Genomic DNA, 23,980 nt, shown 5'->3' with positions numbered 1-23,980 from the left:
AAGTATGACAACCGAAATCAAAGTTCCCGACATCGGCGATTTCACCGACGTGCCGGTGGTGTCCGTGCTGGTCAGCGTCGGCGATACCATCGCCGAGGAAGACCCGATCGTCGAACTGGAATCCGACAAGGCGACGATGGAAGTGCCGTCGAGCCACGCCGGTGTGGTCAAGGAAATCAAGGTCAGCGAAGGCGACAAGGTCAGCGAAGGCGCGGTTATCCTGATCGTCGAAGCCTCGGGCGGGGCGGCCGCCGAGGACGCGCCGAAAGAGGCCCCCAAGGCCGAAGCTGCGCCCGCGGGAGGTGCCGGATCAAGCCCGGCACCGGCGCCCGCTCCGGCCCCTGCCGCTGCGGCCGCAGTGACCGACGCCGGGTTTTCCCGCGTCCATGCCTCGCCTTCGGTGCGCGCCTATGCCCGCCGGGTCGAGGTCGATCTGAACACCGTAAACGGCACCGGCCGCAAGGGCCGCATCCTGCGCGAGGATGTCGAGAAGGCGCTCAAGGCCCAGGTGGCCCCGGCCGCCGGTGGCGGCGCGGCCGTGCAGGGCGGCATGGGCATCCCGCCGATCCCCGCCGTCGATTTCAGCAAGTTCGGCCCCATCGAAGAGGTCGACATGCCCCGGATCAAGAAGATCTCGGGCCCCGCGCTGCACCGGTCCTGGCTGAACATCCCGCATGTCACCCATAACGACGAGGCCGACATCACCGATCTCGACGCCTACCGCAAAGAGATGGACGGGATGGCCAAGGAGCAGGGCTATCGCGTGACGCTGCTGTCTTTTGTGATCAAGGCCTCGGTCTCGGCGCTGAAGACCCATTGGGAGTTCAACAGCTCGATCCATCCGGACGGCGACAAGCTGATCAAGAAGGATTTCTACAACATCGGTTTCGCAGCGGACACGCCCAACGGGCTGATGGTGCCGGTGATCAAGGATGCCGACCGCAAGGGGATCGTCGAGATCTCCAAGGAGCTGATGGAGCTTTCCGCCGCCGCCCGCGACGGCAAGCTGAAATCGGCGGATATGCAGGGCGCGACCTTCACCATCTCGTCGCTCGGCGGGATCGGCGGGACGTCCTTCACCCCCATCGTCAACGCGCCAGAGGTGGCGATCCTGGGCCTCACGCGCTCCAAGATTGCGCCGGTCTGGAACGGCGAGGACTTCGTGCCGCGCCTGATGCAGCCCTTGTCGCTCAGCTATGACCACCGTGCCGTCGATGGCGCCCTGGCCGCGCGCTTCTGCGTGACGCTCAAGACGCTGCTTGGCGATATGCGCAAGCTGATGTGGTAAGGGAGGTCAGTAAAATGGACATCAAGGTTCCCGATATCGGCGATTTCACCGATGTGCCCGTGGTCAGCATCCTTGTCAGCGTCGGCGACACGATCGCCGCAGAGGATCCGCTGATCGAACTGGAATCCGACAAGGCTACGATGGAGGTGCCCTCTCCGGCCGCCGGCAAGATCACCGAGATCAAGGTGAGCGAAGGCGACAAGGTCAGCGAAGGCACCGTGATCATGGTGGTCGAAAGCGCCGACGCCGCCGGTGCCGAGGAGGCCCAGAAAGGGGCCGAGGAGGCACCCGCCGAAGCCCCCAAGGCGGTCGCCGCCACCGGCACGGCCGCCGGCAAGGGCGATGTGCATGCCGAGGTGGTCGTGCTGGGTTCCGGCCCCGGCGGCTACACCGCGGCCTTTCGCGCCGCCGACCTGGGCAAGAAGGTCGTCCTGATCGAGAAATACCCGAATCTGGGCGGGGTCTGCCTCAACGTCGGCTGCATTCCTTCCAAGGCGCTGCTGCACGTGGCCAAGGTCATCACCGAGGCCGAGGAGATGGGCGCGCATGGCGTCAGCTTTTCCAAGCCCAAGGTCGATCTTGATGAGCTGCGCAAGTTCAAGGACGGCGTCGTAGGTCAGCTGACCGGTGGCCTTGGCGGTCTTGCCAAGGGCCGCAAGGTGCAGGTCGTGCAGGGCTACGGCACTTTCACCGGGCCCAACATGATCGAGGTCGTGGGCGACGGCGGCAAGACCAACGTCAGCTTCGACCAGTGCATCATCGCCGCCGGGTCCGAACCGGTGAACCTGCCCTTCATCCCGCATGACGACGAGCGGGTGATTGACAGCACCGGCGCGCTCGAGCTGCGCGATATTCCCAAGCGGATGCTGGTCCTCGGCGGCGGCATCATCGGGCTGGAGATGGCCTGCGTCTACGACGCGCTGGGGGCCAAGATCACCGTGGTCGAATTCATGGACCAGCTGATGCCCGGGGCGGACAAGGACATCGTCAAGCCTCTGCACAAGCGCATCGAGGGGCGGTATGAGAATATCTTCCTCAAGACCAAGGTGACGGCGGTCGAGGCGCAGAAGAAGGGCCTCAAGGTCACTTTCGAGGACGACAAGGGCGAGACCTTCACCGACACCTTCGACAAGGTGCTGGTGTCCGTCGGCCGCAAGCCCAACGGCAAGCTGATCGACGCGGAAAAGGCCGGCGTCGCGGTGGACGAGCGCGGCTTTATCGCCGTCGACAACCAGCAGCGCACCGGTGTGCCGCATATCTTCGCCATCGGCGACGTGGTGGGCCAGCCCATGCTGGCGCACAAGGCCGTGCACGAGGGCAAGGTCGCGGCAGAGGTCGCGGCGGGCGAAAAGCGGTTCTTCGACGCCAAGCTGATCCCATCGGTCGCGTATACCGACCCCGAGGTCGCCTGGTGCGGCCTGACCGAAACCGAGGCCAAGGCCAAGGGCATCAAGTACGAAAAGGGCGTCTTCCCCTGGGCCGCGTCGGGCAGGTCGCTGTCCAACGGGCGCAGCGAGGGCATCACCAAGCTGCTCTTCGATCCCGAGGACGACCGCCTGATCGGCGCCTGCATCGTCGGCACGAACGCCGGCGATCTGATCGCCGAAGCGGCGCTTGCCATCGAAATGGGGGCGGATGCGGTCGATCTGGGCCACACCATCCACCCGCACCCGACGCTGTCGGAAACGGTGAACTTTGCGGCAGAGATGTTCGAAGGCACGATCACCGACCTGATGCCGCCGAAAAAGCGCAAGCATTGATCAAGGGGTGGGGCCGACCCCATCCTGACTATGCAGACCGATTGTTGGCCAAGGCGTCGCCGCCTTGGCCAACTTCTTTCAGGACAGGCGTTTCGCGACCTCCGATGTCGCATCGCGTTTTTCGCGCGGGGTCGGGCTGGCCTATGCTGGTCTCATCACAGGAGGATCGACCATGCTGGCAGAGGCGCGCAACAGAACCGCGATCTTACAGGAACGGATGCGCGCGGACGGGATCGCCGAGGCGGTCTTTACCGACGAAAGCTCTATCGCCTATCTGGCCGGCTTCTGGGGCTATCTGGGGATCGAGTTCGGGCGGCCCACCATGCTGGTGGTGCGCGCCGAGGCCGATCCGGTGATCATCACCCCGCTGATGGAATCCGAGATGGTCGCCGAAATGACCTGGGTCGGCGATATCCGCCGGTGGGAGGATATGGGCCCCAACAGCTGGGGCCGGGCGCTGGCGTCGGTTCTGCCGGACGCGCCGTCTGCGATCTGGGTGGAAAAGCGGCAGTTGCCCGCGCTGGTGCGCAATTTCCTCGATGACACATGGCCGGGCGTGCCGCTTTGCGACATCGGCCCGGTGCTGGGCGCGCAGCGGATGATCAAGTCACCCTTCGAGATCGACGTGATGCGGCAGGCGGGACAGATCGCCGGGGCGATGATGGCCGCTGCCCAGGGCTCGCTCCGGGAAGGGGCGCATGAATACGAAAGCGCGCTGGCGGTGATCGAGGCGGGCACGCGCGCCGCGGCGGGGTTCCTGACCGATCGCGGATGGGAGCGTTTCGTGTCGCCGCTCATCCACAATCTGCAAATCCTGCAAAGCGGGCGCGACACCTCGATGGTGCACCGCCGCGCGTCGGTCAAACCCTATGCCGCCTACGACCCGGTCTATTTCTGCTTCTGCAACATGGCGCAGTTCAAGCAATACAAGCTGGGCTTCGACCGGATGTTTCATGTCTCGGGCGTGACGGACGAGGCCGCCCGCGTCCAGCAGGCGGCCATCGACGCGCAACAGGCCGCAATTGCAGCGATCCGGCCGGGGGTCGAGGCGCAGGATATCGCCGCCGCCGCGGATGCCGTCTATGCCGAGCGGGGCTATCAGACCGGGTACCGCACCGGACGGTCCATCGGTGTGGCCTATCTGGAGGCGCCAGAACTCAAGGCCGGGGACAGGACCGTGCTGCAGCCGGGCATGACCTTCGCCGTCGACGGCGGGATATCGGTCGATGGTGTCACCGCCGGGCGGATCGGCGATTCGGTGGTGGTGACCGAGACCGGCTGCGAATACCTGACCGATTACCCGCGCGAGGTCATGGTGACATGAGCCTTCGCCTGGCAGTTCTGCAAAGCCCCGGCGCGCTGGACGGTGTCGATGCGCGGCTGGACTGGCTGGAGACGCAGCTGGCGAGGCTTCGTGCCGATCTGGTGCTGCTGCCAGAGCTTTTCGCCTGCGGCTACAACATCAGCGGGCTGTTGCGCGACCGGGCCGAGCCGCGCGACGGGCCGGCAGCAACACGGATCGCCGCGCTTGCCCGCGCGCATGGCATCGCGATCTGCTATGGCTATGCAGAGGCCGGGGCCGCGGCGCTTTACAACGCGGCGCAATGCTTTGGGCCGGATGGCGCGGTGTTGGCGCATCAACGCAAGCTCGCCATCCCGCCGGGGTTCGAGCGCGACGTCTTTACCCCTGGTGCGGCTTGTACGCTGTTCGATCTGGCGGGGCTCCGGCTGGCCATCCTGATCTGCTACGACGCCGAGTTTCCGGAAACTGTCCGCCACGTGGCGGCGCAGCGCGCGCAGCTGGTGCTGGTGCCGACCGCGCTGGGGGCGGATTGGGGCTGGGTCGCGGACAGCATGATCCCGGTGCGGGCCTATGAAAACGGCGTCTGGCTGGCCTATGCCAACCATGCGGGTGCCGAAAATGGCCTGACCTATCTGGGCCGCAGCGTGATCGCCGCGCCAGGCGGCGTCGAAGCGGCCCGCGCCGGGGACGGGCCGCAACCGATCACGGCGACGATCACCGCCGACGCGGTCGAAGCCGCGCAGGCGCGACTTCCCTATCTCAGCGACAGAAGCCGCTTGAAACTGTGATCAGATCTTGACGAAAGGCTGCACAAGACGCGGCAGAAGCCCCTTGAACCGCAGCGGCGCGTCGGTGACCGCAAGGCAGATGCAATCCTCAGAGATATCAGCGACGGGTGTGTGGTGCACCTCTTCATGCGCGACCTCGATATCGCCACGGGCGAAACGGCCGTCGTCATCCTCGAACGCGCCTTTCAGAACCAGCGTCAGCTCCATCCCCGAATGCGAATGGTCGGGGATCGCGGTGCCTGCAGGGATATAGAGCAGCCGCGCGGTCGCCGTGTCGGAGGTGGGCAGGATGGCCTGCTTGACGCCCATCCCGACCGGGCGCCATTTCACATCCTCCAGCGTGCCGCCGACGTAATCGGCCAGCGGGGCGGGCAGGACGTCGTCGCCGGCCGACATACGCGCCTCGGTCGCGGACCAGGCACCGTTGCGGATCAGGTCGAGCGCGCCGGACAGGCAGGCGTCGGACACCTCGACCATGTCAGACCCTTCGACGAGGGCGCCGCCCACAGCGTCGTACGATTCCACCGCCGCGCGGCACTCGTCGCAGAGCGATACATGCGTCGCCACGATCAGGTTCACCGCCTCGGGCAGGGTGCCGGACGAATACCCCATGATCAGGTCGTCGGTAAGATGATGTCGTATCTTCATCGGTTTGGTCACTTCTGGTCCATGGCGCGGCGCAGTCGTTCCAGCGCCAGCCGTATTCTCGATTTGATCGTGCCAAGCGGCAGGCCCGTCTGTTCGGCGATTTCCGAATGGGTGTAGTCGCCAAAATACGCCTTTTCGATCAGCTCTCGTTGTTTTTCGGGCAGGGCTGCAATAGCGGCCCCGAGTTGTTCGCTTTCCTGTTGCAGACCGATCACATCGGCCTGATCCGGTTCCGCCTCGGGCCCCCAGGGCAGATCCTCGGGTTCGGGGCGTTTCTGTTTGCGCAGAACGTCGATCTTCTTGTTCCGTGCGATCGTATAGACCCACGTCGCCACGCTGGCGCGGCTGGGATCGAAGAGATGCGCCTTGCGCCAGACGGTGGCCATCACCTCTTGCACGCATTCCTCTGCGAGCGCGGCATCGGTGCCAGAGCGCATCAGAAAGGACTTGAGCCGCGGCGCGAAGTGCCGGAACACCGCCACAAAGGCCGCTTCGTCCTTGTGGTCGCGGATCCGGATGAGCAAGGTCATCAGGTCCTCGGTCGTGTCGTTTTTAGAAGTCTCCAACCCTTCGGGTCCCGCAGTCCTGATCTGTTGAGACGAAAGCACCGTACCGCCGGAAACATCCGACTCCGCGCCACTGACATCCATGAGGCCCTGACTGACTAACATAAACTGATTACGGGCGTGTGCCTTCCGTGGATCACAACAAAATTTCTTTTTCATTTTTCATCCGAACGGCGCGGGACGGCGTAAAGCAAAGTAGACAATCGCCAAGGAGCACTCCCCAGATGCCATTTGAAGCCCGCGCCGGTAAGCCGCGAAGAATTGCCGTGATCGGCGCAGGGATTTCGGGGATGGGGGCCGCGCACATGCTGGCGGACGACAATCACGTCACCCTGTTCGAGGCCGAACCGCGGTTGGGCGGGCACGCGCGCACCAAGATCGCCGGCAAGCGCGGGGACCAGCCGGTCGATACCGGCTTTATCGTGTTCAACTACGCCAACTATCCGCATATGGCGCAACTCTTCGAACGGCTGGATGTTCCCGTCGTCAAGTCGGACATGAGCTTTGCCGCCTCTCTGCGCGGCGGCGATCTGGAATACGGGCTGCGCAGTCTTTCGGCGCTCTTTGCGCAAAAGCGTAACGCGGTAAACCCCCGGTTCCTCGGGATGGTCCGCGACATTGCGAAATTCAACGCCCGCGCGCTGGAGGAAAGCCGCGACCGATCGCTCAGCCTGGGCGACTTCCTGGCCAATCTTGGGACTGGCGACTGGTTCCGCGATTATTATCTGCTGCCGCTGTCCGGTGCGATCTGGTCCACACCGGTCGAGCAGATGCTCGACTTTCCAGCGCACGCGATGATCCAGTTCTTCGAGAACCACGCGCTGCTGCACCACACCGGCCAGCACCAGTGGTACACGGTGGACGGCGGATCGGTGGAATACGTCCGCCGTTTGGGCGACGAGATGGTCCGCCAGGGCGTGCAGCTGCGTCTGGGTACGCCCATCGATGCGGTACGCCGCGTCGTCGCCGGGGCCGAAGTCAAAGCGCAGGGCGGCGAATGGGAGAGCTTCGACGAGGTGGTCTTTGCCACCCATTCCGACGATTCCCTGCGGCTCTTGTCCGACGCCACCCCGATGGAACAGCGCGCGCTGGGAGCGGTGAAATACCAGCCCAACCGCGTCGTGCTGCACGCGGACGAAAGCATTATGCCCAAGCGGCGGGTGACGTGGTCGTCGTGGAACTATACCGAGGACAAGGTCAAGGCGATGAACACCATCGACCTGACCTATTGGATGAACTGCCTGCAGCCGATCCCGATGGACGACCCGATGTTCGTCACGCTGAATTCGGCCCGGACGATCCGCGAAGAGCTGATATATGACGAGACCGTGCTGCGCCATCCGGTCTATGACCTTGCCGCGCTCGAGGCGCAGCAGGTCGTCGCGGCGATGAACGGGACCGGCAACACCTGGTTCTGCGGGGCCTGGATGAAGAACGGCTTTCACGAGGACGGGCTGTCGAGCGCGGTGGACGTGGTCACGGCGATCCGGGCGCAGAATGCGGTGGCCACCGCCGCATGAGTGCCGCCGTCGATCATATCGCCGGGCATACCTACCACGGGCGCAAGGGGGCGATCGCCAATGCCTTCCGCTATTCGGTGGACTTCGTGATGCTGGACGCCGAGGCCGAGAAGCCGCGCGCACCCCTGCTGTTTTCGCGCAACGGCGGCAATCTGGTGTCGCTGCACGACCGCGACCATGGCGGCGCGCCGGGCGCGGGGCGCGGCGCGATCTGGGCGCGCGAGGTGCTCGAGGCGCATCAGGTGCGTGCCGGTGGGCCGCTGATGCTGCTGGCGCAGCCGCGCATGCTGGGCCATGTGTTCAACCCGGTGTCCTTCTGGCTGGCGCATGACGACAGCGACCGCCTGATCGCGGTGATCGCCGAGGTGAGCAACACCTTCGGCGACCGGCATTCCTACCTCTGCGTCAAGCCGGACCGGTCCGAAATCGGACCCGGCGACCGGCTGACCGCGACCAAGATCTTTCACGTCTCGCCGTTCCAGCCCATCGAGGGCGGCTATGTCTTCCGCTTCGACATCCGCGAGGACCGGATCGGCATCTGGATCGACTACACCTCGCAGACGGGCGGGCTGATCGCCACGCTGACCGGCCGCCGGCGGCGGCTGACCAACCGCTCGATCCTGTGGTCGGCGCTGACGCGCCCGCTGGGCGCGCGGCGGGTGCTGGCGCTGATCCACTGGCAGGCGCTGAAACTGTGGTGGAAGGGCGCGCGCTATCGTGTCCGCCCCACGCCGCCGGTGGAGGATGTCAGCCAGTGATGACCCATCGTTTGCCGGCCTATGCCGTCTTTGCCGGGGTGCTGGCGGCGGCGGGATTGCCGATCTACATCCACGCCCCCAAGTTCTACGTCGACGAATACGCCGTCAGCCTTGGCGCGCTGGGCGCGGTGCTGTTCGGTCTGCGGCTGCTTGACGTGGTGCAGGACCCGCTGCTGGGCCGACTGGCCACGGCGGTGCGGCGGCACCAGGCGCTGGCGGTCGGCGTGGCGGCGGCGGTGATGGGCGCGGCGATGCTGGGGCTCTTTGCGGTGGAGCCGATAGGCTCGCCGCTGATCTGGTTCGCGGTGATGCTGACGCTGGTCTTCTCGGCCTTCAGCTTTCTGACGATCAACTTCTACGCCCGCGGTGTCGCCAAGGCCGATACTCTGGGCGGGCGCGGCCACCTGCGGCTGGCCCGCTGGCGCGAGACCGGGGCGCTTTTGGGCGTCTGCGTCGCGTCGGTGCTTCCTGCGGTCTTCATGACGATGGGCTGGCCGGCCTTTGCGGCCTTCGCGCTGATCTTTGCAGTCATGTGCGCTGTTGCTGCGGCTCTGATGTCGGCGGAATGGGGGGGCGATGTCGACCTGCCCGCCAGCGGCTTCGGGCCGGTGCTGGGGGATGCGGTGTCGCGCAGGCTGTTGCTGGTCGCGCTGGTGAACGCGGCCCCGGTGGCCGTCAGTTCGACCCTGTTTCTCTTCTTCGTCGAAAGCCGTCTGGACGCGCCGGGCTGGGAAGGGCCGCTCTTGCTGCTCTTCTTCGTGGCGGCGGCGGCGGCGGCCCCGGTCTGGGGCGTGTTGGCCGAGCGGCTGGGCGCGAAGCGCGTGCTGCTGGCGGCCATGGTGCTGAGCATCGTCGCCTTCGGCTTTGCGCTGGGGCTGGGGGCGGGCGACACGCTGGCCTTTGCGCTGATCTGCCTGGCGTCTGGCGCGGCGCTGGGGGCGGACATGACGCTGCTGCCCGCGATCTTCTCCGCGCGGATGCAGGTGGTGGCGCCCAACGCCACCGAGGGCTTTGCCCTGTGGTCCTTCGTGTCGAAGTTCACGTTGGCCTTTGCGGCGGTCGCGCTACTTCCAACACTGGAAGCGAGCGGATTTGTGTCGGGCGGGGGGAATGACGCGCAGGCGCTCTGGACCCTCTCCTTGTTGTACGCGGGCGTGCCCTGCGTTTTGAAACTGGTGGCAATCGCCTTGTTGGCGGCCACCCCGATTTCGGAGGACTGAAAATGGAAGCCCTCTACTACGTGCTGCTCGGTTCCGTTCTGATGGCGGTTCTGGGCTATCTCAAGACCCGGTATTTCACCTTTGTCGCGCAGGCGCCCGGCGATTATGCCGACGCGCCGGGCGAGGCGCTGGACCTGCGCCGCCACCTTAATGGCCCGATTGCCTGCGAAGGCGTGATATATGGTCCGACGGGCCGTGTGACTTCGCGCTTCGTGGGCGATTTCGAGGCCGAGTGGAACGGCAATGTGGGCGTGATGCGCGAACGCTTCACCTATGACAGCGGCGAGGTGCAGGAGCGTCAGTGGAACCTGACGCTGGGCAATGACGGCCGCGTGCGGGCGACCGCCGCCGACGTGGTCGGTGAGGGGCAGGGTGTGCAATGCGGCCCGTCGCTGCAACTGCGCTACCGGATTCGGCTGCCCGAGGACGCGGGCGGGCATGTGCTGGACACGACCGACTGGATGTATCTTGCCCCGAACGGCACCATCGTGAACCGCAGCCAGTTCCGCAAATTCGGCATCAAGGTGGCCGAACTGGTGGCCACGATGCGCCAGAAGGAACCCGTATGAGGGAGTGGGCCGGCAAACGCTATTGGCTCGTCGGCGCGTCCGAGGGGCTGGGCGAGGCGCTGGCGCACCGGTTGTCCGCGTCCGGGGTGCGGCTGATCCTGTCGGCCCGGTCGCGCGACAAGCTCGAGGCCCTGTCCGCCGCGCTGCCCGGCCCGTCCGAGGTGCAGCCGGTCGATCTGGCCGATGCGGATAGTCTGGCGCGGGCCGCCGAGGCGATCGGCGACATCGACGGGGTGGTGCAGATGGCCGGGGTCTACTGGCCCTTCGGCGCGCAAGGCTGGAACGCCGAACAGGCCAATATGATGGCCGATGTGAATTTCACCGGGGCGATGCGGCTGATGGGCGTGGTCCTGCCGCGGTTCATCGAAAGGGACCGGGGGCATATCGTGCTGACCGGGTCGCTGTCGGGCTTTCGCGGATTGCCGGCGGCGGCACCCTACACGGCGTCGAAGGCCGGGGTGATGACGCTGGCGGAATCGCTTCATGCGGACACGCGCAAGACCGGGGTCGATGTGCAGTTGGTGAACCCGGGGTTCATCAAGACGCGGCTGACCGACAAGAACGATTTTGCCATGCCGTTCATCATGGATCCGGACAAGGCCGCGCGGGTCTATTTCGAACACATGAATTCGAACGCGTTCAAGACCTCCTTCCCGACGCTCTTCAGCCTGGTGTTCCGGGGCAGCCAGTTTCTGCCGGACTGGCTCTATTACCGGCTGTTTGCCTGAGCGGGTTTGCGTAAGATCAAGGCGCGGGGTCCCCTCCGTCCTCATGGTGGGGGCAGGAAAAGGAGACGCGCTATGGATGAAATCTCTGTCAGAAAGGTGGCCGCCGTGATCGTCATGGCCCGAGAGCTGCATCGCGGCGAGGCGGAGCTGCGGGGTCTGATCGACCGGATGGACGAGGACGAGCAGGCCGCGCTGGTGGCGGTGATGTGGATCGGACGCGGGGCGTTCGAGGCCGAGGACTGGGCCGAGGCCATCGGCACCGCGCGGGCCGAGGCGACGACGCCGACGGCGGATTACCTGATCGGCACGCCGCATCTGGCCGACAACCTGGAGGCCGGGCTGGAAGCGCTGGGGTATGATGTGACCGACGAGGAAGACGAGGTTCTCTAGTCGGGGCCGACGGGCGCCGCTCGCGCCAAGGCGCGTCGCCCCGCCCGCCGTCCCGTGGGGTGCTTTGTTCAGCGCAGCGCGCGGCCTTTGAGGATCGCGTCGGGGCCGAAGCGGGCGCGGATCGCGTCGGTCGCGCGTTCGGCATGCGCGCGCGTCAGAGCCCCGGGGTCAAGCAGATCGCCCGCCCGGTCGGCGCTGTCGGCGGCGCAGAGATCCGAGAGCCCCGCGCCCAGCAGCCGGAACGGGCCCTTGTGCGCCTGCGGCTGGAAAAGGTCATGCGCCGTGCGGTAGAGCCGGTCGGCGATCTGTGTGGGGTCGCTCAGCGCGTGGCGGCGGGTGATCAGGGTGAAATCGGCGCGTTTCAGTTTCAGCGTCACCACGCGCCCCGCCAGTCCTTTGGCCTTGGCGCGGTCGGCCACCTTTTCGCACATGCGCCACAGGTGGCCGTCGAGGATATCCGGGTCGGCGGTGGGATCGCTGAAGGTGGTTTCGTTGGAGACCGATTTCATCGGCGCGTCGCGACTGACGCGGCGGCGATCCTGCCCGCGCGCCAGATGCCAGAGCCGGTCGCCCATCGATCCGAAGCGCGCCGCCAGATCGGCGCGTTCCCAGCGCAGCAGATCGTCGAAGGTGCGGATGCCGGCCTTGTCCAGCGACTCTTGCCCGGCCGCGCCGACCCCCCAGATCAGCCGCACCGGCCGGGGCCGCAGAAAGCTTTCGGTCTCGGCCTTGCCGATCACCGAAAAGCCGTGCGGTTTGTCCAGATCCGACGCGATCTTGGCCAGGAACTTGTTGTGCGACAGGCCGATGGAGCCGGTCAGCCCCAGTTCCGACCGCATCCTCTTGATCAGCCGCGCCAGCATCACCGCGGGCGGCGCGCCGTGCAGCCGCGCGGTGCCGGTGAGATCGAGAAACGCCTCGTCCAGCGACAGGGGTTCGATGGCGGGGGTCAGGTCCTCCATCATCGCGCGAATGGCGCGGGAGGCTTCGGCATAGGCCTCCATCCGGGGTTTGATGATCACCGCGTCGGGGCAAAGCTTGAGCGCCTGGAACATCGGCATGGCCGAGCGCACGCCGCGGATACGGGCGATGTAGCAGGCGGTGGACACCACGCCGCGCCGCCCGCCGCCGATGATCACCGGCTTGTCGGCGAGCGAGGGATCGTCGCGCTTTTCCACGCTGGCATAGAAGGCGTCGCAATCCATATGCGCGATGCTGAGGTCCCAGAGCTCGTCATGGCGCAGGATGCGCGGCCGCTTGCACGACGGGCAACGGGGGCCGTCGTCGAACATCGTCAGACAATCGCGGCAGAGGGCGGGCATGGGGTGCGATCCGGGGACGGAGAGACTATGTGTGCAGTATACGTCCGAGATGGACCCGACACCATGACCGACATGACTGCACCATTTGCCGGGGCCAAGCTGATCCTCTTTCTGGGGGAACGGCTGGTGGTTCTGCGGCGCGACCACGCGCCGGGCATTCCCTGGCCCGGTTGTCTGGATTTCCCTGGCGGCGGCCGCGAGGGCGCGGAGAGCCCGCAGGCCTGTGCCCTGCGCGAGACCCGCGAAGAGATCGGGCTGTCAGTGGCGCCGGACGCGCTGATCTGGTCGCATGTTCACCGGCAGGGCGGTGCGGCGAGCTGGTTTTTTGCGGCGGAATTCGGCGCGGAACGGATCGCCGATGTGCGCTTTGGCGGTGAGGGCGCGGGTTGGCTGATGATGACGGCAGAGGCCTTTGTGCAGAGCCCCGATGCGATCCCGCATTTTCGGGACGTGCTGCAAGCCTATCTGCTCGACCGCCCGAACCGCTGAGGGCCGGGGCGCGTCAGGCCGCGCGGCGCTGCACGAACTGCTGGAAGAAGGCAGCGATTGTGCGGGATTCCGCCGTTTCGCGCGCGGCGTCTGCCGCGGTCGCGCGGCGCGACCGCAACGTGCCGGGTTGGTTCAGACGGACCAGCGCCGCCTGCCAAAGCCCCTGTGCCGCGCGTTCGAATGGTGTGTCGATGGGGGCGGCGAAGGTGCTGGCGATGCGCTGGCGGCCCTCTGCCGTGTCAAAGGCGACCAGCGCCTCGAAGGCCTGGGTTGCGGCGTTGTAGGTGACGTCGCGAAGCTGCGGGTTTCCGGTGCTCATGGGTTAACCTCGTGCCTGTCATATTGTCGTGCAACGCCGACAGGCCGGAAATTGTTCCCGCTAAGCATTGCCGCAGGTGCGTCAGGGCAGGGTATCCAGGATGTCCCGCGCGGCCTGTGCGGGATCGGCGGCGCGCCAGACGGGGCGGCCGACCACGATGTGATCGGCCCCGGCGGCGATTGAGGCGGCGGGAGTTGCGATGCGCTTTTGGTCGCCCGCGTCCGCGCCTTCGGGTCGTACGCCGGGGGTAACGATCAGCTTGCCCGCCGCCTCGGGCAGGGCGCGGATCATCGCCGCCTCGTTGGGCGAGGCGATCACCCCGTCGGCCCCGGCCTCGAAGGCCCGCGCGGCGCGGGTCGCGACCAGATCGGCGATATTGCCCGGCTGGATCAGCGCCGCGTCCAGATCGGCGCGGTCGAGTGAGGTCAGGATGGTGACGGCCAGGATCTGCAGGTCGTTGCCCGCAGCGCCCTCCTTGGCGGCGCGCACCACATGGGGGTCGCCATGCACGGTCAGGAAATCCAGATCGAACTGCGCCAGCCCGCGCACCGCGTTTTCGACGGTCGCGCCGATGTCGAAAAGCTTCATGTCCAGAAAGACGCGCTTGCCGTGTTCCTGCTTCAGCTCGTTGGCCAGCGCCAGCCCGCCGCCCGTCAGCATCCCCAGCCCGATCTTGTAGAACGACACCGCGTCGCCCAGTTGTTCGCACAGGGCCAGCCCATCGAGCGCGTTGGGCACGTCGAGGGCTACGATCAGACGGTCATCGGACATGGGGCTTTCCTCTGGTTTTCGCTGCGGCGGTGATGGGTGCCGGTGGGCGGGCTGTCAAGCACGTGTTGCGCCGGAAAAGATGTGGGTGCGAGTCATATTCAAAAACCGAGATATTTCACCTTGCGGGCTTGAAGGGCGCGCGCCCCGTTGCCATCTTTTCCAGCAGAGGCCCGGGCCCTTCGCGTGCTGCCAAGTCAGGCGCGGTTTCATTCACCGGGCGCTTAGCGGAAGGAGAATGCCATGAACTTGGAGAAGTTCACGGAACGGTCGCGCGGTTTCATTCAGGCCGCACAGACCATTGCGATGCGCGAGAGCCATCAGAAACTGTCCCCCGAACATGTTCTCAAGGCGCTGATGGACGACGATCAGGGTCTGGCCAGCAACCTGATCACGCGCTCCGGCGGCGCGCCGGAGCGCGTGGTGCAGGCGCTTGATACCAAGATGGCCAAGATCCCCAAGGTGTCCGGCGACGCCGGGCAGGTCTATCTCGATTCGACCACCGCCAAGGTGCTGGACGAGGCCGAGAAAATCGCCAAGAAGGCGGGCGACAGCTTTGTGCCGGTCGAGCGTATTCTGATGGCGCTGGCCATGGTCAAAAGCCCGGCGAAAGAGGCGCTGGAGGCCGGCGCGGTGAACGCGCAGGCGCTCAACGCCGCCGTCAACGACATCCGCAAGGGCCGCACCGCCGACACGGCGAGCGCGGAAGAAGGCTATGACGCGCTGAAGAAATATGCGCGCGATCTGACCGAGGCCGCCGAGCAGGGCAAGATCGACCCGATCATCGGCCGCGACGAGGAAATTCGCCGCGCCATGCAGGTGCTGAGCCGCCGGACCAAGAACAACCCGGTGCTGATCGGTGAGCCGGGCGTCGGTAAGACCGCGATCGCCGAGGGCCTCGCCCTGCGGATCGTGAACGGCGACGTGCCGGAATCGCTGCGCAACAAGCGGCTTCTGGCGCTCGACATGGGCGCGCTGATCGCCGGTGCGAAATACCGCGGTGAATTCGAGGAACGGCTGAAGGCCGTGCTGAATGAGGTCACGTCTGCAGCGGGCGAGATCATCCTCTTCATCGACGAGATGCACACGCTTGTCGGCGCGGGCAAGGCGGACGGGGCGATGGACGCCTCGAACCTCTTGAAACCGGCGCTGGCGCGGGGCGAGCTGCATTGCGTCGGTGCGACCACGCTGGATGAATACCGCAAGCACGTCGAAAAGGACGCGGCACTGGCGCGGCGGTTCCAGCCGCTGTTGGTGCAGGAGCCGACGGTCGAGGACACGATCAGCATCCTGCGCGGCATCAAGGAAAAGTACGAGCTGCACCACGGCGTGCGTATCTCGGACAGCGCGCTGGTGGCGGCGGCGACCTTGTCGAACCGCTATATCACCGACCGTTTCCTGCCGGACAAGGCCATCGACCTGATGGACGAGGCGGCGTCGCGTCTGCGGATGGAAGTGGACAGCAAGCCCGAGGAGCTGGACGCGCTGGACCGCGACATCCTGCAAAAGCAGATCGAGGTCGAGGCGCTGCGGCTGGAAGACGACCAGGCGTCGCGCGACCGGCTGGAAAAGCTGGAAAAGGACCTGGCCGATCTGCAGCAGCAGAGCGCCGAGATGACCGCCAAGTGGCAGGCCGAGCGCGACAAGCTGGCCAGCGCGCGCGAGTTGAAGGAACAGCTCGACAAGGCGCGGGCCGATCTGGAAATCGCCAAGCGCCACGGCGATCTGGCCAAGGCGGGCGAGCTGTCCTACGGCGTCATCCCGCAGCTTGAAAAGCAGCTGGCCGAGGCCGAGGCGCAGGAAGACGACGGCGTCATGGTCGAAGAGGCCGTGCGGCCCGAACAGATCGCGGGTGTGGTCGAGCGCTGGACCGGTATCCCGGTGGCCAAGATGCTGGAAGGCGAGCGTGAAAAGCTGCTGCGCATGGAAGAAGGTCTGCACAAGCGGGTCGTCGGCCAGGATCAGGCCGTCACCGCCGTGGCCAATGCCGTGCGGCGCGCGCGTGCCGGGCTGAATGATGAGAACCGCCCGCTTGGGTCGTTCCTCTTCCTCGGGCCGACCGGCGTGGGCAAGACCGAGCTGACCAAGGCCGTGGCCGAGTTCCTCTTTGACGACGACAACGCGATGGTCCGCGTCGACATGTCCGAGTTCATGGAGAAACATTCGGTCGCCCGCCTGATCGGCGCGCCTCCGGGCTATATCGGCTATGACGAAGGCGGCGTGCTGACCGAAGCGGTGCGGCGGCGTCCCTATCAGGTTGTGCTTTTCGACGAGGTCGAAAAGGCGCATCCGGATGTCTTCAACGTGCTCTTGCAGGTGCTCGACGACGGTGTGCTGACCGACGGTCAGGGCCGCACGGTCGACTTTAAGCAGACGCTGATCGTGCTGACCTCGAACCTTGGCTCGCAGGCGCTTAGCCAGTTGCCCGAGGGCGCGGACAGCGGCCAGGCGCGGCGCGACGTGATGGATGCGGTGCGGGCGCATTTCCGCCCCGAATTCCTGAACCGTCTGGACGAGACGATCATCTTCGACCGGCTCAAGCGCGACGACATGGCCGGGATCGTGGATATCCAGCTCAGCCGGTTGCTCAAGCGGCTTGCAGCGCGCAAGATCCGGCTCGAGCTGGACGATGCGGCCAAGACCTGGCTCGCCGACGAAGGTTACGATCCGGTGTTCGGGGCGCGGCCGCTCAAGCGGGTGATACAGCGCAGCCTGCAGGATCCGCTGGCCGAGATGCTGCTGGCGGGCGATGTGGCCGACGGCGACACCGTGCCGGTCAGCGCCGGGACCGACGGGCTGATCATCGGCGACCGCATCGCGGCGAGCAACCGGCCCCGACCGGACGATGCCGTGGTGCACTGAGCGCTGCCTGAAAAATGTGAAAGGCCCGCCAGAGATGGCGGGCCTTTTTCGTTGCCGGCGCGGCGGTCAGAACAGGAAGTCGGCCGCGTCGATATCGGCGATGTCGACGCCGGTCAGCCGCACGGTATTGCCCATAGACCCGTCGAGGCTGATCAGCGCATCCGCGCCATCCTGGGTGATCGTCAGATCGGCGATGCCCGTCAGGGTCAGCGCCTGCACATCGAGCAGATCGACGCCATCCTCGAAATCCGTGAGCGTGTCACGCCCGTTGACGACCGAAAAGACAAAGGTGTCGGCGCCGGTGCCGCCGCTCAGTTCGTCGTGCCCGGCGCCGCCCTCAAGCGTGTCATCGCCATCGTCGCCCGCCAGTGCGTCGTTGCCGGTGCCGCCGCTCATCGCATCGGCCTCGGCCCCGCCGGACATGTCGTCGTTCCGGGCCCCGCCGGACATGACATCGGCCCCCTTGCCGCCCGACATGCGGTCGTTGCCATCGCCGCCGTCGAGCGTGTCGTCGCCCTCGTTCCCGTCGATGCTGTCCTTGCCATTGCCGCCCGAGAGGTTGTCGTTGCCCGCTTTGCCGTGGATGCGGTCGGCGCCTTCGCCGCCCTCTATCGTGGTGGCGCTGTCGTCGGCGATCAGCATGTCGTCGCCCGCGGTGCCCAGCGTCGGATCGGGGGCCAGGATGAAATCGCCGGCGTCCACATCGGCCAAGTCAAAGGCGGTCAGGGTGATCTGGTTGCCGCCGCCAAGGTCGATCAGCACATCCGCGCCAGCCTGGCTGATGGCCATGTCGCCAAGCCCGGCCACACCTATGGCCGTAACGTCGATCAGATCCACCCCGTCCTCGAAAGCGTCGATCACGTCGGCACCGTTGCTGGCCGAGATGACATAGACGTCGGCCTCGGTCCCGCCGGTCATCGTATCGTTGCCGAAGCTGCCGTTGAGCGTATCCGCCCCCGCGCCGCCGTCGAGAATGTCGTCGTTCTTGCCGCCGATCAGCAGGTCGGCCCCGCCGTCGCCCAAGAGCGAGTCGTTGCCGTTGCCGCCGTTGAGCAGGTCGTCATCCGCCCCGCCGCTGAGCGTGTCGTCATGGTTGCCGCCCAGCAGCGTATCGCGCCCGGTGCCGCCGGACACGACGTCGTTGTCGTTGTCGCCGTTCAGGGAATCGTCACCCGGCCCGCCGGTGATGTCGTCCGCGCCATGCGCGCCGAACACCGAGTCGTTTCCATCCCCGGCGTCGAGCGTGTCGTCGCCGCGCAGCATATTGTAATCGTCGGCCCCCGAGGTGCCGGTTACATTGTCGGCCTCGTCGGTAAAGAGCGTCGGCACGACGAAATCGGCCACGCCGATCTGGTAAGTGATGTCGCCATCCGCCCAGGAACCGCGCGCAAGGATCATTTCGTAATCCGTGCTGACCAGCGGGGTCAGCGTATAGGTCACCGTCCCGGGGCCCGCCTCGATGTCGCTGGCCGCGCCGGACACGTTGTTGGTGCCGGTGATCGCGCCGCCGGAAAAGCTGATCGAACCGGCGTCGCCGGCGAAGTTGTTCCAGTAGATGTGGTAGGCGTCGGTCGCGGAGAGACCGGTCATGGTGATCGTATAGCGCGCGCCCGCGATCAGAGGCACCCAGACCTTGTCGCCGAAGTCGCCGGTGTAATTGATCCCTTCGAAGACATCGCCGACCTGCATGGTCTGGCTGGGCGGCGTGAAATAGTCGGAATCGCCGTTTTCGTAGATCGTCGCCATGTCGCTCATACTCCACCATCTGCGGCCGGGGCTGCCGTTCGCCTGAAAAGGGACTTCTGCCCTTGGATGGGTGATTAAGCGTGGTTAATGGCCGGCCTTTGGCCGAAGTTTGATTTCATTTGGGCGCCAAATCCGCGTCAGAACCGAAATTGTTTCTGCTTGAAAGCCAATGCATGCATGAAAAAGGGCACCCTCCGCAGAGGGTGCCCTGATCCTGAACGGTGTTTGTTGGGGCAAACCGGATCAGAAACCGAAGTCGTCGGCCGTGATGGTCGCTGCGTCGATGCCGGTCAGCGTGAAGGCGTTGTAGTCGTTCAGCGTGACCACCGTGTTGCCGTCCACGCCCTCGACCGTGAGATCGTCAAAGCCGAAGACTCCGATCGCGCTGAGATCGCCCATCTGGAAGCTGTCGACGCCATCCTCGTAGTCGGTGATCGTGTCGAACCCGCTGCGGATCTCGAAGACGAAGACATCCGCGCCGGCGTTGCCGGTCATGGTGTCGTCGTTCCAGCCACCGGACAAGATGTCGTCGCCCGCGCCACCCTCGAGGATGTCGCGCCCCGCGCCGCCGTCGAGGGTGTCGCTGTCGTTCCCCCCATAAAGCTTGTCGTTGCCATGGGCCCCGATCAGGTTGTCCGCGCCGTCGTCGCCGTAAAGGCGGTCGTTCTTGTTGCCGCCGTCGAGGTCGTCATCGCCGCTGCCGCCGTAGATCAGGTCATTGTCCGCCGCGCCGGTGATCGTGTCGTTGCCGTCGTTGCCATAGAGCTTGTCCTGGCCCGATCCGCCGTCCATCAGGTCGTCGCCCGCGCCGCCGATCAGCGTGTCTTCGCCGTTGTCGCCGGTGATTGTGTCGTTCCCGCCCGCGCCGTCGATCCGGTCGGACCCGTCCATCCCGTTGATCAACTCGCCAACGGCCGTGCCGGTCACGTTGTCGCCGCCGGTCGAGGTGGCGATGGGATCGGGCGCGTCGACCAGAATGAAATCGGCGTTCGAGAGCGCGCCCGCCGCGATGCCCGAAAGTTCGAGCGAATTGCCGTTGCCCAGGTTCAGAAGCGTGCCGGTGCCAAGATCGGTCACGCCGATCTGCGAGATGTCCCAAACCCCGAGGATCGACAGGTCGATCGTGTCGATGCCGATCTCGAAATCGGTGATGGTGTCGTTGCCGGTCTGGTAGCCGTCGATCAGGAACAGATCCGCGCCGTCCCCGCCGGTCATCAGGTCGTCGCCCTTGTTGCCGACCAGCGTGTCGTCATTCGCGCCGCCATCGAGCGTATCGTTGTCCTGGCCGCCATTGAGCGAGTCGTTGCCGTCGCCGCCATAAAGCGCGTCCTGATTGTTGCCGCCCAGCAGCGTGTCCAGGCCAAGCCCGCCGTAAAGCACATCGTTCGCATTGCCGCCGGAGAGGATGTCGTTGCCATCGTCGCCGAACATGGTGTCGTGGCCACAGGCCCCCACCAGGCTGTCGTCGCCCCCGCCACCTTCGACAACATCGCTGCCGTTGCCGCCGAGCACGGTGTCGTTGCCGAGCCCTGCGACGATCAGGTCGGCGCCGTTGTCGCCGAAGTAATAATCGTCGCCCTCCAGCAGATCGACGACATCACGTACGCCGGTCCCGGAGAGAGTGTCGTTGCCGCTGGTGCCAAATGTCGTGGCCATACCGGAATTCCCCTTTCCAAAGGTGTTGCCCCACACCCGTCCACTTGAAGGTCACTGTTTAAACCGGCCTCGTTATCATTTTGTTATTGCTCCAAAGGGTAAGCAGCCGTTGGGAATTGTGCAAAGAATGTGTCGAAAAAGTGCTGAATTGGGGCGGCTTTGCCCCAATCATGGCAAAAACCGACTCCGGGCGCGAGACAATCCCCGCGCCCGGACAGAATTGTAAAAATTCTCGCTTTATTCGGGCAGAATCACCGCGTCGATCACGTGGATCACGCCGTTCGACGCCTCGATATCCGCGGTGACGACATTGGCGCCGTTCACGGTCACGCCGCCTTCGGTCATGATGGTGACGTCGGTGCCCTGCGCGGTGGTGGCCATCATGTTGTTGGACAGATCCGACGACATGACCTTACCCGGCACCACGTGGTAGGTGAGGATCGCGGTCAGCTGATCCTTGTTCTCGGGCATGAGCAGGGTTTCGACCGTGCCTTCGGGCAGCGCCGCAAAGGCCTCGTCGGTGGGCGCGAAGACGGTGAACGGGCCTTCGCCTTTCAGCGTGTCGACCAGACCGGCGGCCTGAACGGCGGCGACGAGGGTCGAGAAGCTGCCCGCCTCGACGGCGGTGTCCACGATGTCTTTGGAATGGCCGCCGGCGAACGACGGGCCGGCCATGACGGCGGCGGCGGTGAGGGCAAGATAAGTTCTGCGGAACATGGATATGTCCTCCTTTTTTGCGTTCCGATGCCGTGTTGCATCGTACTAGCCTACGCAGGGGGCATAGGGTTGGTTCAGCGGGATTTTTCGCCGATCGGGTTTGACGAAACGGGCTGGCCCGCTAAGCCGCGGACCAGTTGGAATTCTACTGAAATCTTTGTGACCGGGGTGTGAGTCCGCGTGTCCTATTCCATGCCGATGGCCGCCTTGGCGAGCGAGTCCAAAAGCGCCTCGACCTCTTTCATCGGGCCTTCGGGGAAAGTGCGGAAGCCGACGGTGGTGGTGCCGGGCGTGTCGGACCGGACCATGACGAAGATATCGTAGGGGCAGTAGACGATGTTCATCGGATCGGCCTCCATCACCTTGCGCGACAGGGTGGCCGAGCAGAAGCTGAACACATCGGCGGCTTCGTAAAGCTGCACGTCCGACCCGGTGTCGGCGCGGGTGCGTTCCAGCATCGCGCCGACGTGGCTGGTGCTGTCGATCACGAGGCCTTCGTTGAGGATCGCGTTCTCCAGCCCAAAGAGCACATCCTCGAAGCTTTGGTCGGTGTCGTATTGTATCATGTCCTGCGCGGCGAGCGGGGTGGCGGCCAGGCAGGCGGCGATCACGAGGTGTTTCATGAGAGGGCACTCCTTTATTGTTGCCGCTGACGATTGGCATCCGACCGTAACCGACAGGGGGACTGTCTGGAATGATGCAAATCAACAGTGCGTGGCAAGGGCCAGGGCGGATGCCGTGTTACAATTCTGGCACGCAGACGTGACACGCCTTTATTGGACCGGGGCGGTGTGTCCCCCTACCTAGAAGGAAAGAAACGACGGAGAACGCTATGGCCTTTCGCTGGAAAAACGACCTGACTCACGCCGACGTCACGCCCGAGGCGGCGTTTCTGAACCGCAGGCAGATCATTGCGGGTATGGCGGCGGGCTCGATCCTCGGCGTGGGCGGCAAGGCGCAGGCGCAAGAGGCGCTGGAACCGAACGCGTTCGAGGACATCACCAACTACTGCAATTACTATGAGTTCGGTACCGGCAAGTCCGATCCGCCGAAATACGCGGGCCAGCTGACCACCGATCCCTGGTCGGTCAAGATCGACGGGCTGGTGGACCGCCCCGGCGACTATGGCTTTGACCAGATCATGGAGGCGATGACCGTCGAGGAACGTATCTATCGCTTCCGCTGTGTCGAGGCCTGGTCGATGGTGGTGCCCTGGAACGGGTTCGAGCTGGCCGATCTGCTGCAGATGGCGGGCGTTCAGTCGGGCGCGAAATACGTGGCCTTCGAAACCGCCTACCGTCCCGAGGAAATGCCGGGGCTCGCCTATCCGGTGCTGGACTGGCCCTATGTCGAGGGGCTGCGGCTGGACGAGGCGCTGCATCCGCTGACGATGATCGCGACGGGGATTTACGGTCGCACCATTCCCAACCAGAACGGCGCGCCGCTGCGGCTGGTGGTGCCGTGGAAATACGGCTTCAAGTCGATCAAGTCGATCGTGCGCATTACCCTGACCGAGGACGAGCCGCCGACCAGCTGGAACAAAGCGAACGCGCGGGAATACGGTTTCTATAGTAATGTGAACCCGAACGTGGATCACCCGCGCTGGAGCCAGGCGACCGAGCGGCGCATCGGCGGCGGCCTTTTCTCGCGCCGCCAGCCGACGCTGATGTTCAACGGCTACGAAGAAGAGGTCGCCAGCCTCTATGCCGGCATGGACCTGGCCGAGAATTTCTGAACCTGCGGCGGCGCGGCAGACAATGGGGGCCGACATGGCCGAATTGATCTCTACTCTCACATGCCCGCACTGCGGACATCAAAGCGTCGAGACGATGCCCGAGGACGCCTGCCAGTTCTTTTACGACTGCAAGGGCTGCGGCGCCGTGCTGCGGCCCAATCCCGGCGATTGCTGCGTCTATTGTTCCTACGGAACGGTTCCGTGCCCGCCGGTTCAGGACGGCAACGGATGCTGCGCATGACGTTGCTTGCGGACCGCATAAACCAGACCGCGCGCAGGGTGCCCAGCTGGGCCCTATATATAATGTGCGCGCTTCCCGTTCCGTGGCTGCTCTATCTCGGTGTAACCGGTGGTCTTGGGGTCGAGCCGATCAAGGAGCTGGAGCACCGGCTGGGCGAGATCGCCCTGCAACTTCTGATCGCCGGGCTGGCGGTGACGCCGCTGCGCCGTCACGCAGGCATCAACCTGCTGAAGTTCCGCCGCGCCATCGGCGTCATGGCCTTTGTCTATGTGGCGCTGCACCTGCTGGTGTGGCTGGTGCTGGATGTACAGATCGTCAGCCAGATCTGGGCCGACATCCTGAAGCGTCCTTATATAACGGTCGGCATGGCGGCCTTTGCGCTGCTGCTGCCACTTGCGGCGACGTCGAACAACTGGTCGGTCCGCAAGCTGGGGCCGAAATGGCGGCAACTGCACAAGCTGACCTATGGCGCGGTTCTGCTGGGGGCGATTCACTACGTGATGCTGGTGAAGGGCTTCCAGATCGAGCCGCTGGCCTATTTGGGGGCGATCCTGGCCCTCCTGGCGCTGCGGATTCGTCCGGCGCGT

The 23,980-nt window shown here is 65.3% G+C and carries 24 protein-coding genes (1 of these 24 cut by a window edge); 15 read left to right on the top strand and 9 right to left on the bottom strand.

Annotation, left to right across the window (positions count from 1 at the left end):
• Positions 1–4: 4 nt before the first annotated feature.
• The 4 genes from aceF (at position 5) to RXV88_RS05360 (ending at position 5,139) form a co-directional block, all read left to right on the top strand.
• Positions 5–1,288 (top strand): dihydrolipoyllysine-residue acetyltransferase, encoded by a 1,284-nt coding sequence (gene aceF, locus RXV88_RS05375; protein ID WP_316291078.1) that lies wholly within the window; start codon positions 5–7, stop codon positions 1,286–1,288.
• Positions 1,289–1,302: 14 nt separating this feature from the next.
• Entirely contained in the window at positions 1,303–3,048 is a 1,746-nt protein-coding gene (lpdA, locus tag RXV88_RS05370; protein ID WP_316291077.1) for a dihydrolipoyl dehydrogenase, read from the top strand.
• A 64-nt stretch (positions 3,049–3,112) separates the two neighbouring features.
• Positions 3,113–4,372 carry a M24 family metallopeptidase gene (locus RXV88_RS05365; protein ID WP_316291076.1) on the top strand — a complete coding sequence of 420 codons (1,260 nt, stop codon included), beginning with the start codon at positions 3,113–3,115 and terminating at the stop codon, positions 4,370–4,372.
• Positions 4,369–5,139, top strand: a complete 771-nt coding sequence (locus tag RXV88_RS05360; protein ID WP_316291075.1) for a carbon-nitrogen hydrolase family protein — start codon at positions 4,369–4,371, stop codon at positions 5,137–5,139. The genes RXV88_RS05365 and RXV88_RS05360 overlap by 4 nt, the downstream gene beginning before the upstream one ends.
• Here the strand turns inward: RXV88_RS05360 and RXV88_RS05355 are convergent, their stop codons facing one another.
• Both RXV88_RS05355 and RXV88_RS05350 read right to left on the bottom strand, forming a co-directional pair.
• Positions 5,140–5,787, bottom strand: a complete 648-nt coding sequence (locus tag RXV88_RS05355) for a ChrR family anti-sigma-E factor (protein ID WP_316291074.1) — start codon at positions 5,785–5,787, stop codon at positions 5,140–5,142.
• A gap of 8 nt (positions 5,788–5,795) precedes the next feature.
• Positions 5,796–6,317 (bottom strand): sigma-70 family RNA polymerase sigma factor, encoded by a 522-nt coding sequence (locus RXV88_RS05350; RefSeq protein ID WP_316291073.1) that lies wholly within the window; start codon positions 6,315–6,317, stop codon positions 5,796–5,798.
• A 260-nt stretch (positions 6,318–6,577) separates the two neighbouring features.
• Here RXV88_RS05350 and RXV88_RS05345 point away from each other — a divergent pair, with 260 nt between their 5' ends.
• The 6 genes from RXV88_RS05345 to RXV88_RS05320 all read left to right on the top strand — a co-directional run bounded on the left by RXV88_RS05345 (position 6,578) and on the right by RXV88_RS05320 (position 11,538).
• The gene (locus RXV88_RS05345; RefSeq protein ID WP_316291072.1) at positions 6,578–7,873 is read left to right on the top strand and encodes an NAD(P)/FAD-dependent oxidoreductase; all 1,296 of its coding nucleotides are present in this window, start codon (positions 6,578–6,580) and stop codon (positions 7,871–7,873) included.
• Positions 7,870–8,631, top strand: coding sequence for a DUF1365 domain-containing protein (locus RXV88_RS05340; protein ID WP_316291071.1), 762 nt, complete (start codon positions 7,870–7,872; stop codon positions 8,629–8,631). Before RXV88_RS05345 ends, RXV88_RS05340 begins: the two co-directional genes overlap by 4 nt.
• Positions 8,631–9,851, top strand: a complete 1,221-nt coding sequence (locus tag RXV88_RS05335; RefSeq protein ID WP_316291070.1) for an MFS transporter — start codon at positions 8,631–8,633, stop codon at positions 9,849–9,851. The genes RXV88_RS05340 and RXV88_RS05335 overlap by 1 nt, the downstream gene beginning before the upstream one ends.
• Positions 9,852–9,853: 2 nt before the next feature.
• Positions 9,854–10,420 carry a DUF3833 family protein gene (locus RXV88_RS05330; RefSeq protein WP_316291069.1) on the top strand — a complete coding sequence of 189 codons (567 nt, stop codon included), beginning with the start codon at positions 9,854–9,856 and terminating at the stop codon, positions 10,418–10,420.
• The gene (locus RXV88_RS05325) at positions 10,417–11,148 is read left to right on the top strand and encodes an SDR family NAD(P)-dependent oxidoreductase (protein ID WP_316291068.1); all 732 of its coding nucleotides are present in this window, start codon (positions 10,417–10,419) and stop codon (positions 11,146–11,148) included. Before RXV88_RS05330 ends, RXV88_RS05325 begins: the two co-directional genes overlap by 4 nt.
• A 72-nt stretch (positions 11,149–11,220) precedes the next feature.
• Positions 11,221–11,538 carry a DUF3775 domain-containing protein gene (locus RXV88_RS05320; protein ID WP_316291067.1) on the top strand — a complete coding sequence of 106 codons (318 nt, stop codon included), beginning with the start codon at positions 11,221–11,223 and terminating at the stop codon, positions 11,536–11,538.
• Positions 11,539–11,606: 68 nt separating this feature from the next.
• Here the strand turns inward: RXV88_RS05320 and RXV88_RS05315 are convergent, their stop codons facing one another.
• Complete coding sequence (locus RXV88_RS05315) at positions 11,607–12,860, bottom strand: DNA polymerase IV (RefSeq protein WP_316291066.1); 1,254 nt, start codon at positions 12,858–12,860, stop codon at positions 11,607–11,609.
• Positions 12,861–12,932: 72 nt separating this feature from the next.
• Between RXV88_RS05315 and RXV88_RS05310 the strand changes: the two genes are divergently transcribed.
• Positions 12,933–13,349, top strand: coding sequence for an NUDIX hydrolase (locus tag RXV88_RS05310; protein ID WP_316291065.1), 417 nt, complete (start codon positions 12,933–12,935; stop codon positions 13,347–13,349).
• Positions 13,350–13,362: 13 nt separating this feature from the next.
• Here RXV88_RS05310 and RXV88_RS05305 read toward each other — a convergent pair whose 3' ends face one another.
• Together RXV88_RS05305 and pyrF are read right to left on the bottom strand one after the other, a co-directional pair.
• Positions 13,363–13,668, bottom strand: coding sequence for an orotidine 5-phosphate decarboxylase (locus RXV88_RS05305; protein ID WP_316291064.1), 306 nt, complete (start codon positions 13,666–13,668; stop codon positions 13,363–13,365).
• Between the two features lie 81 nt (positions 13,669–13,749).
• Positions 13,750–14,439, bottom strand: coding sequence for an orotidine-5'-phosphate decarboxylase (pyrF, locus tag RXV88_RS05300; protein WP_316291063.1), 690 nt, complete (start codon positions 14,437–14,439; stop codon positions 13,750–13,752).
• 240 nt (positions 14,440–14,679) lie between these two features.
• Between pyrF and clpB the strand changes: the two genes are divergently transcribed.
• On the top strand, positions 14,680–17,298 hold the full coding sequence (gene clpB / locus RXV88_RS05295; RefSeq protein ID WP_316291062.1) for an ATP-dependent chaperone ClpB: 2,619 nt from the start codon (positions 14,680–14,682) through the stop codon (positions 17,296–17,298).
• Positions 17,299–17,364: 66 nt separating this feature from the next.
• Here clpB and RXV88_RS05290 read toward each other — a convergent pair whose 3' ends face one another.
• The 4 genes from RXV88_RS05290 to RXV88_RS05275 all read right to left on the bottom strand — a co-directional run bounded on the left by RXV88_RS05290 (position 17,365) and on the right by RXV88_RS05275 (position 22,040).
• Positions 17,365–19,053: a calcium-binding protein gene (locus RXV88_RS05290; protein WP_316291061.1), complete on the bottom strand. Its 1,689-nt coding sequence runs from the start codon at positions 19,051–19,053 to the stop codon at positions 17,365–17,367.
• Positions 19,054–19,287: 234 nt separating this feature from the next.
• Positions 19,288–20,700, bottom strand: coding sequence for a calcium-binding protein (locus RXV88_RS05285; protein WP_316291060.1), 1,413 nt, complete (start codon positions 20,698–20,700; stop codon positions 19,288–19,290).
• Between the two features lie 237 nt (positions 20,701–20,937).
• Entirely contained in the window at positions 20,938–21,417 is a 480-nt protein-coding gene (locus RXV88_RS05280; protein ID WP_316291059.1) for a fasciclin domain-containing protein, read from the bottom strand.
• 185 nt (positions 21,418–21,602) lie between these two features.
• The gene (locus RXV88_RS05275) at positions 21,603–22,040 is read right to left on the bottom strand and encodes a DUF302 domain-containing protein (RefSeq protein WP_316291058.1); all 438 of its coding nucleotides are present in this window, start codon (positions 22,038–22,040) and stop codon (positions 21,603–21,605) included.
• Positions 22,041–22,249: 209 nt separating this feature from the next.
• Between RXV88_RS05275 and msrP the strand changes: the two genes are divergently transcribed.
• The 3 genes in view from msrP to msrQ are tightly spaced (at most 34 nt apart) and all read left to right on the top strand, a layout consistent with a single transcriptional unit that may run on beyond the window.
• Positions 22,250–23,152 (top strand): protein-methionine-sulfoxide reductase catalytic subunit MsrP, encoded by a 903-nt coding sequence (gene msrP / locus RXV88_RS05270; RefSeq protein ID WP_316291057.1) that lies wholly within the window; start codon positions 22,250–22,252, stop codon positions 23,150–23,152.
• Positions 23,153–23,186: 34 nt separating this feature from the next.
• On the top strand, positions 23,187–23,393 hold the full coding sequence (locus RXV88_RS05265; RefSeq protein ID WP_316291056.1) for a GDCCVxC domain-containing (seleno)protein: 207 nt from the start codon (positions 23,187–23,189) through the stop codon (positions 23,391–23,393).
• Positions 23,390–23,980: the 5' portion of a protein-methionine-sulfoxide reductase heme-binding subunit MsrQ gene (msrQ, locus tag RXV88_RS05260; RefSeq protein ID WP_316291055.1), read on the top strand. The gene runs 18 nt beyond the window's last position; only the first 591 of its 609 coding nucleotides appear in the window; the start codon lies at positions 23,390–23,392; its stop codon lies beyond the right edge, outside the window. Before RXV88_RS05265 ends, msrQ begins: the two co-directional genes overlap by 4 nt.

Origin of the sequence: Aestuariicoccus sp. MJ-SS9, from assembly GCF_032586235.1 — a bacterium.
GTDB lineage: Bacteria > Pseudomonadota > Alphaproteobacteria > Rhodobacterales > Rhodobacteraceae > Aestuariicoccus.
This window is presented reverse-complemented; position numbering and strand designations above follow the sequence as displayed.

Excerpts from the sequence above, each read along its gene's own strand:
- aceF (WP_316291078.1), top strand. The coding sequence starts at position 5 with ATGACAACCGAAATCAAAGTTCCCGACATCGGCGATTTCACCGACGTG.
- lpdA (WP_316291077.1), top strand. The coding sequence starts at position 1,303 with ATGGACATCAAGGTTCCCGATATCGGCGATTTCACCGATGTGCCCGTG.
- RXV88_RS05360 (WP_316291075.1), top strand. The coding sequence starts at position 4,369 with ATGAGCCTTCGCCTGGCAGTTCTGCAAAGCCCCGGCGCGCTGGACGGT.
- RXV88_RS05355 (WP_316291074.1), bottom strand. The coding sequence starts at position 5,787 with ATGAAGATACGACATCATCTTACCGACGACCTGATCATGGGGTATTCG.
- RXV88_RS05350 (WP_316291073.1), bottom strand. The coding sequence starts at position 6,317 with ATGACCTTGCTCATCCGGATCCGCGACCACAAGGACGAAGCGGCCTTT.
- RXV88_RS05345 (WP_316291072.1), top strand. The coding sequence starts at position 6,578 with ATGCCATTTGAAGCCCGCGCCGGTAAGCCGCGAAGAATTGCCGTGATC.
- RXV88_RS05340 (WP_316291071.1), top strand. The coding sequence starts at position 7,870 with ATGAGTGCCGCCGTCGATCATATCGCCGGGCATACCTACCACGGGCGC.
- RXV88_RS05335 (WP_316291070.1), top strand. The coding sequence starts at position 8,631 with ATGACCCATCGTTTGCCGGCCTATGCCGTCTTTGCCGGGGTGCTGGCG.
- RXV88_RS05330 (WP_316291069.1), top strand. The coding sequence starts at position 9,854 with ATGGAAGCCCTCTACTACGTGCTGCTCGGTTCCGTTCTGATGGCGGTT.
- RXV88_RS05325 (WP_316291068.1), top strand. The coding sequence starts at position 10,417 with ATGAGGGAGTGGGCCGGCAAACGCTATTGGCTCGTCGGCGCGTCCGAG.
- RXV88_RS05320 (WP_316291067.1), top strand. The coding sequence starts at position 11,221 with ATGGATGAAATCTCTGTCAGAAAGGTGGCCGCCGTGATCGTCATGGCC.
- RXV88_RS05315 (WP_316291066.1), bottom strand. The coding sequence starts at position 12,860 with ATGCCCGCCCTCTGCCGCGATTGTCTGACGATGTTCGACGACGGCCCC.
- RXV88_RS05310 (WP_316291065.1), top strand. The coding sequence starts at position 12,933 with ATGACTGCACCATTTGCCGGGGCCAAGCTGATCCTCTTTCTGGGGGAA.
- RXV88_RS05305 (WP_316291064.1), bottom strand. The coding sequence starts at position 13,668 with ATGAGCACCGGAAACCCGCAGCTTCGCGACGTCACCTACAACGCCGCA.
- pyrF (WP_316291063.1), bottom strand. The coding sequence starts at position 14,439 with ATGTCCGATGACCGTCTGATCGTAGCCCTCGACGTGCCCAACGCGCTC.
- clpB (WP_316291062.1), top strand. The coding sequence starts at position 14,680 with ATGAACTTGGAGAAGTTCACGGAACGGTCGCGCGGTTTCATTCAGGCC.
- RXV88_RS05290 (WP_316291061.1), bottom strand. The coding sequence starts at position 19,053 with ATGAGCGACATGGCGACGATCTACGAAAACGGCGATTCCGACTATTTC.
- RXV88_RS05285 (WP_316291060.1), bottom strand. The coding sequence starts at position 20,700 with ATGGCCACGACATTTGGCACCAGCGGCAACGACACTCTCTCCGGGACC.
- RXV88_RS05280 (WP_316291059.1), bottom strand. The coding sequence starts at position 21,417 with ATGTTCCGCAGAACTTATCTTGCCCTCACCGCCGCCGCCGTCATGGCC.
- RXV88_RS05275 (WP_316291058.1), bottom strand. The coding sequence starts at position 22,040 with ATGAAACACCTCGTGATCGCCGCCTGCCTGGCCGCCACCCCGCTCGCC.
- msrP (WP_316291057.1), top strand. The coding sequence starts at position 22,250 with ATGGCCTTTCGCTGGAAAAACGACCTGACTCACGCCGACGTCACGCCC.
- RXV88_RS05265 (WP_316291056.1), top strand. The coding sequence starts at position 23,187 with ATGGCCGAATTGATCTCTACTCTCACATGCCCGCACTGCGGACATCAA.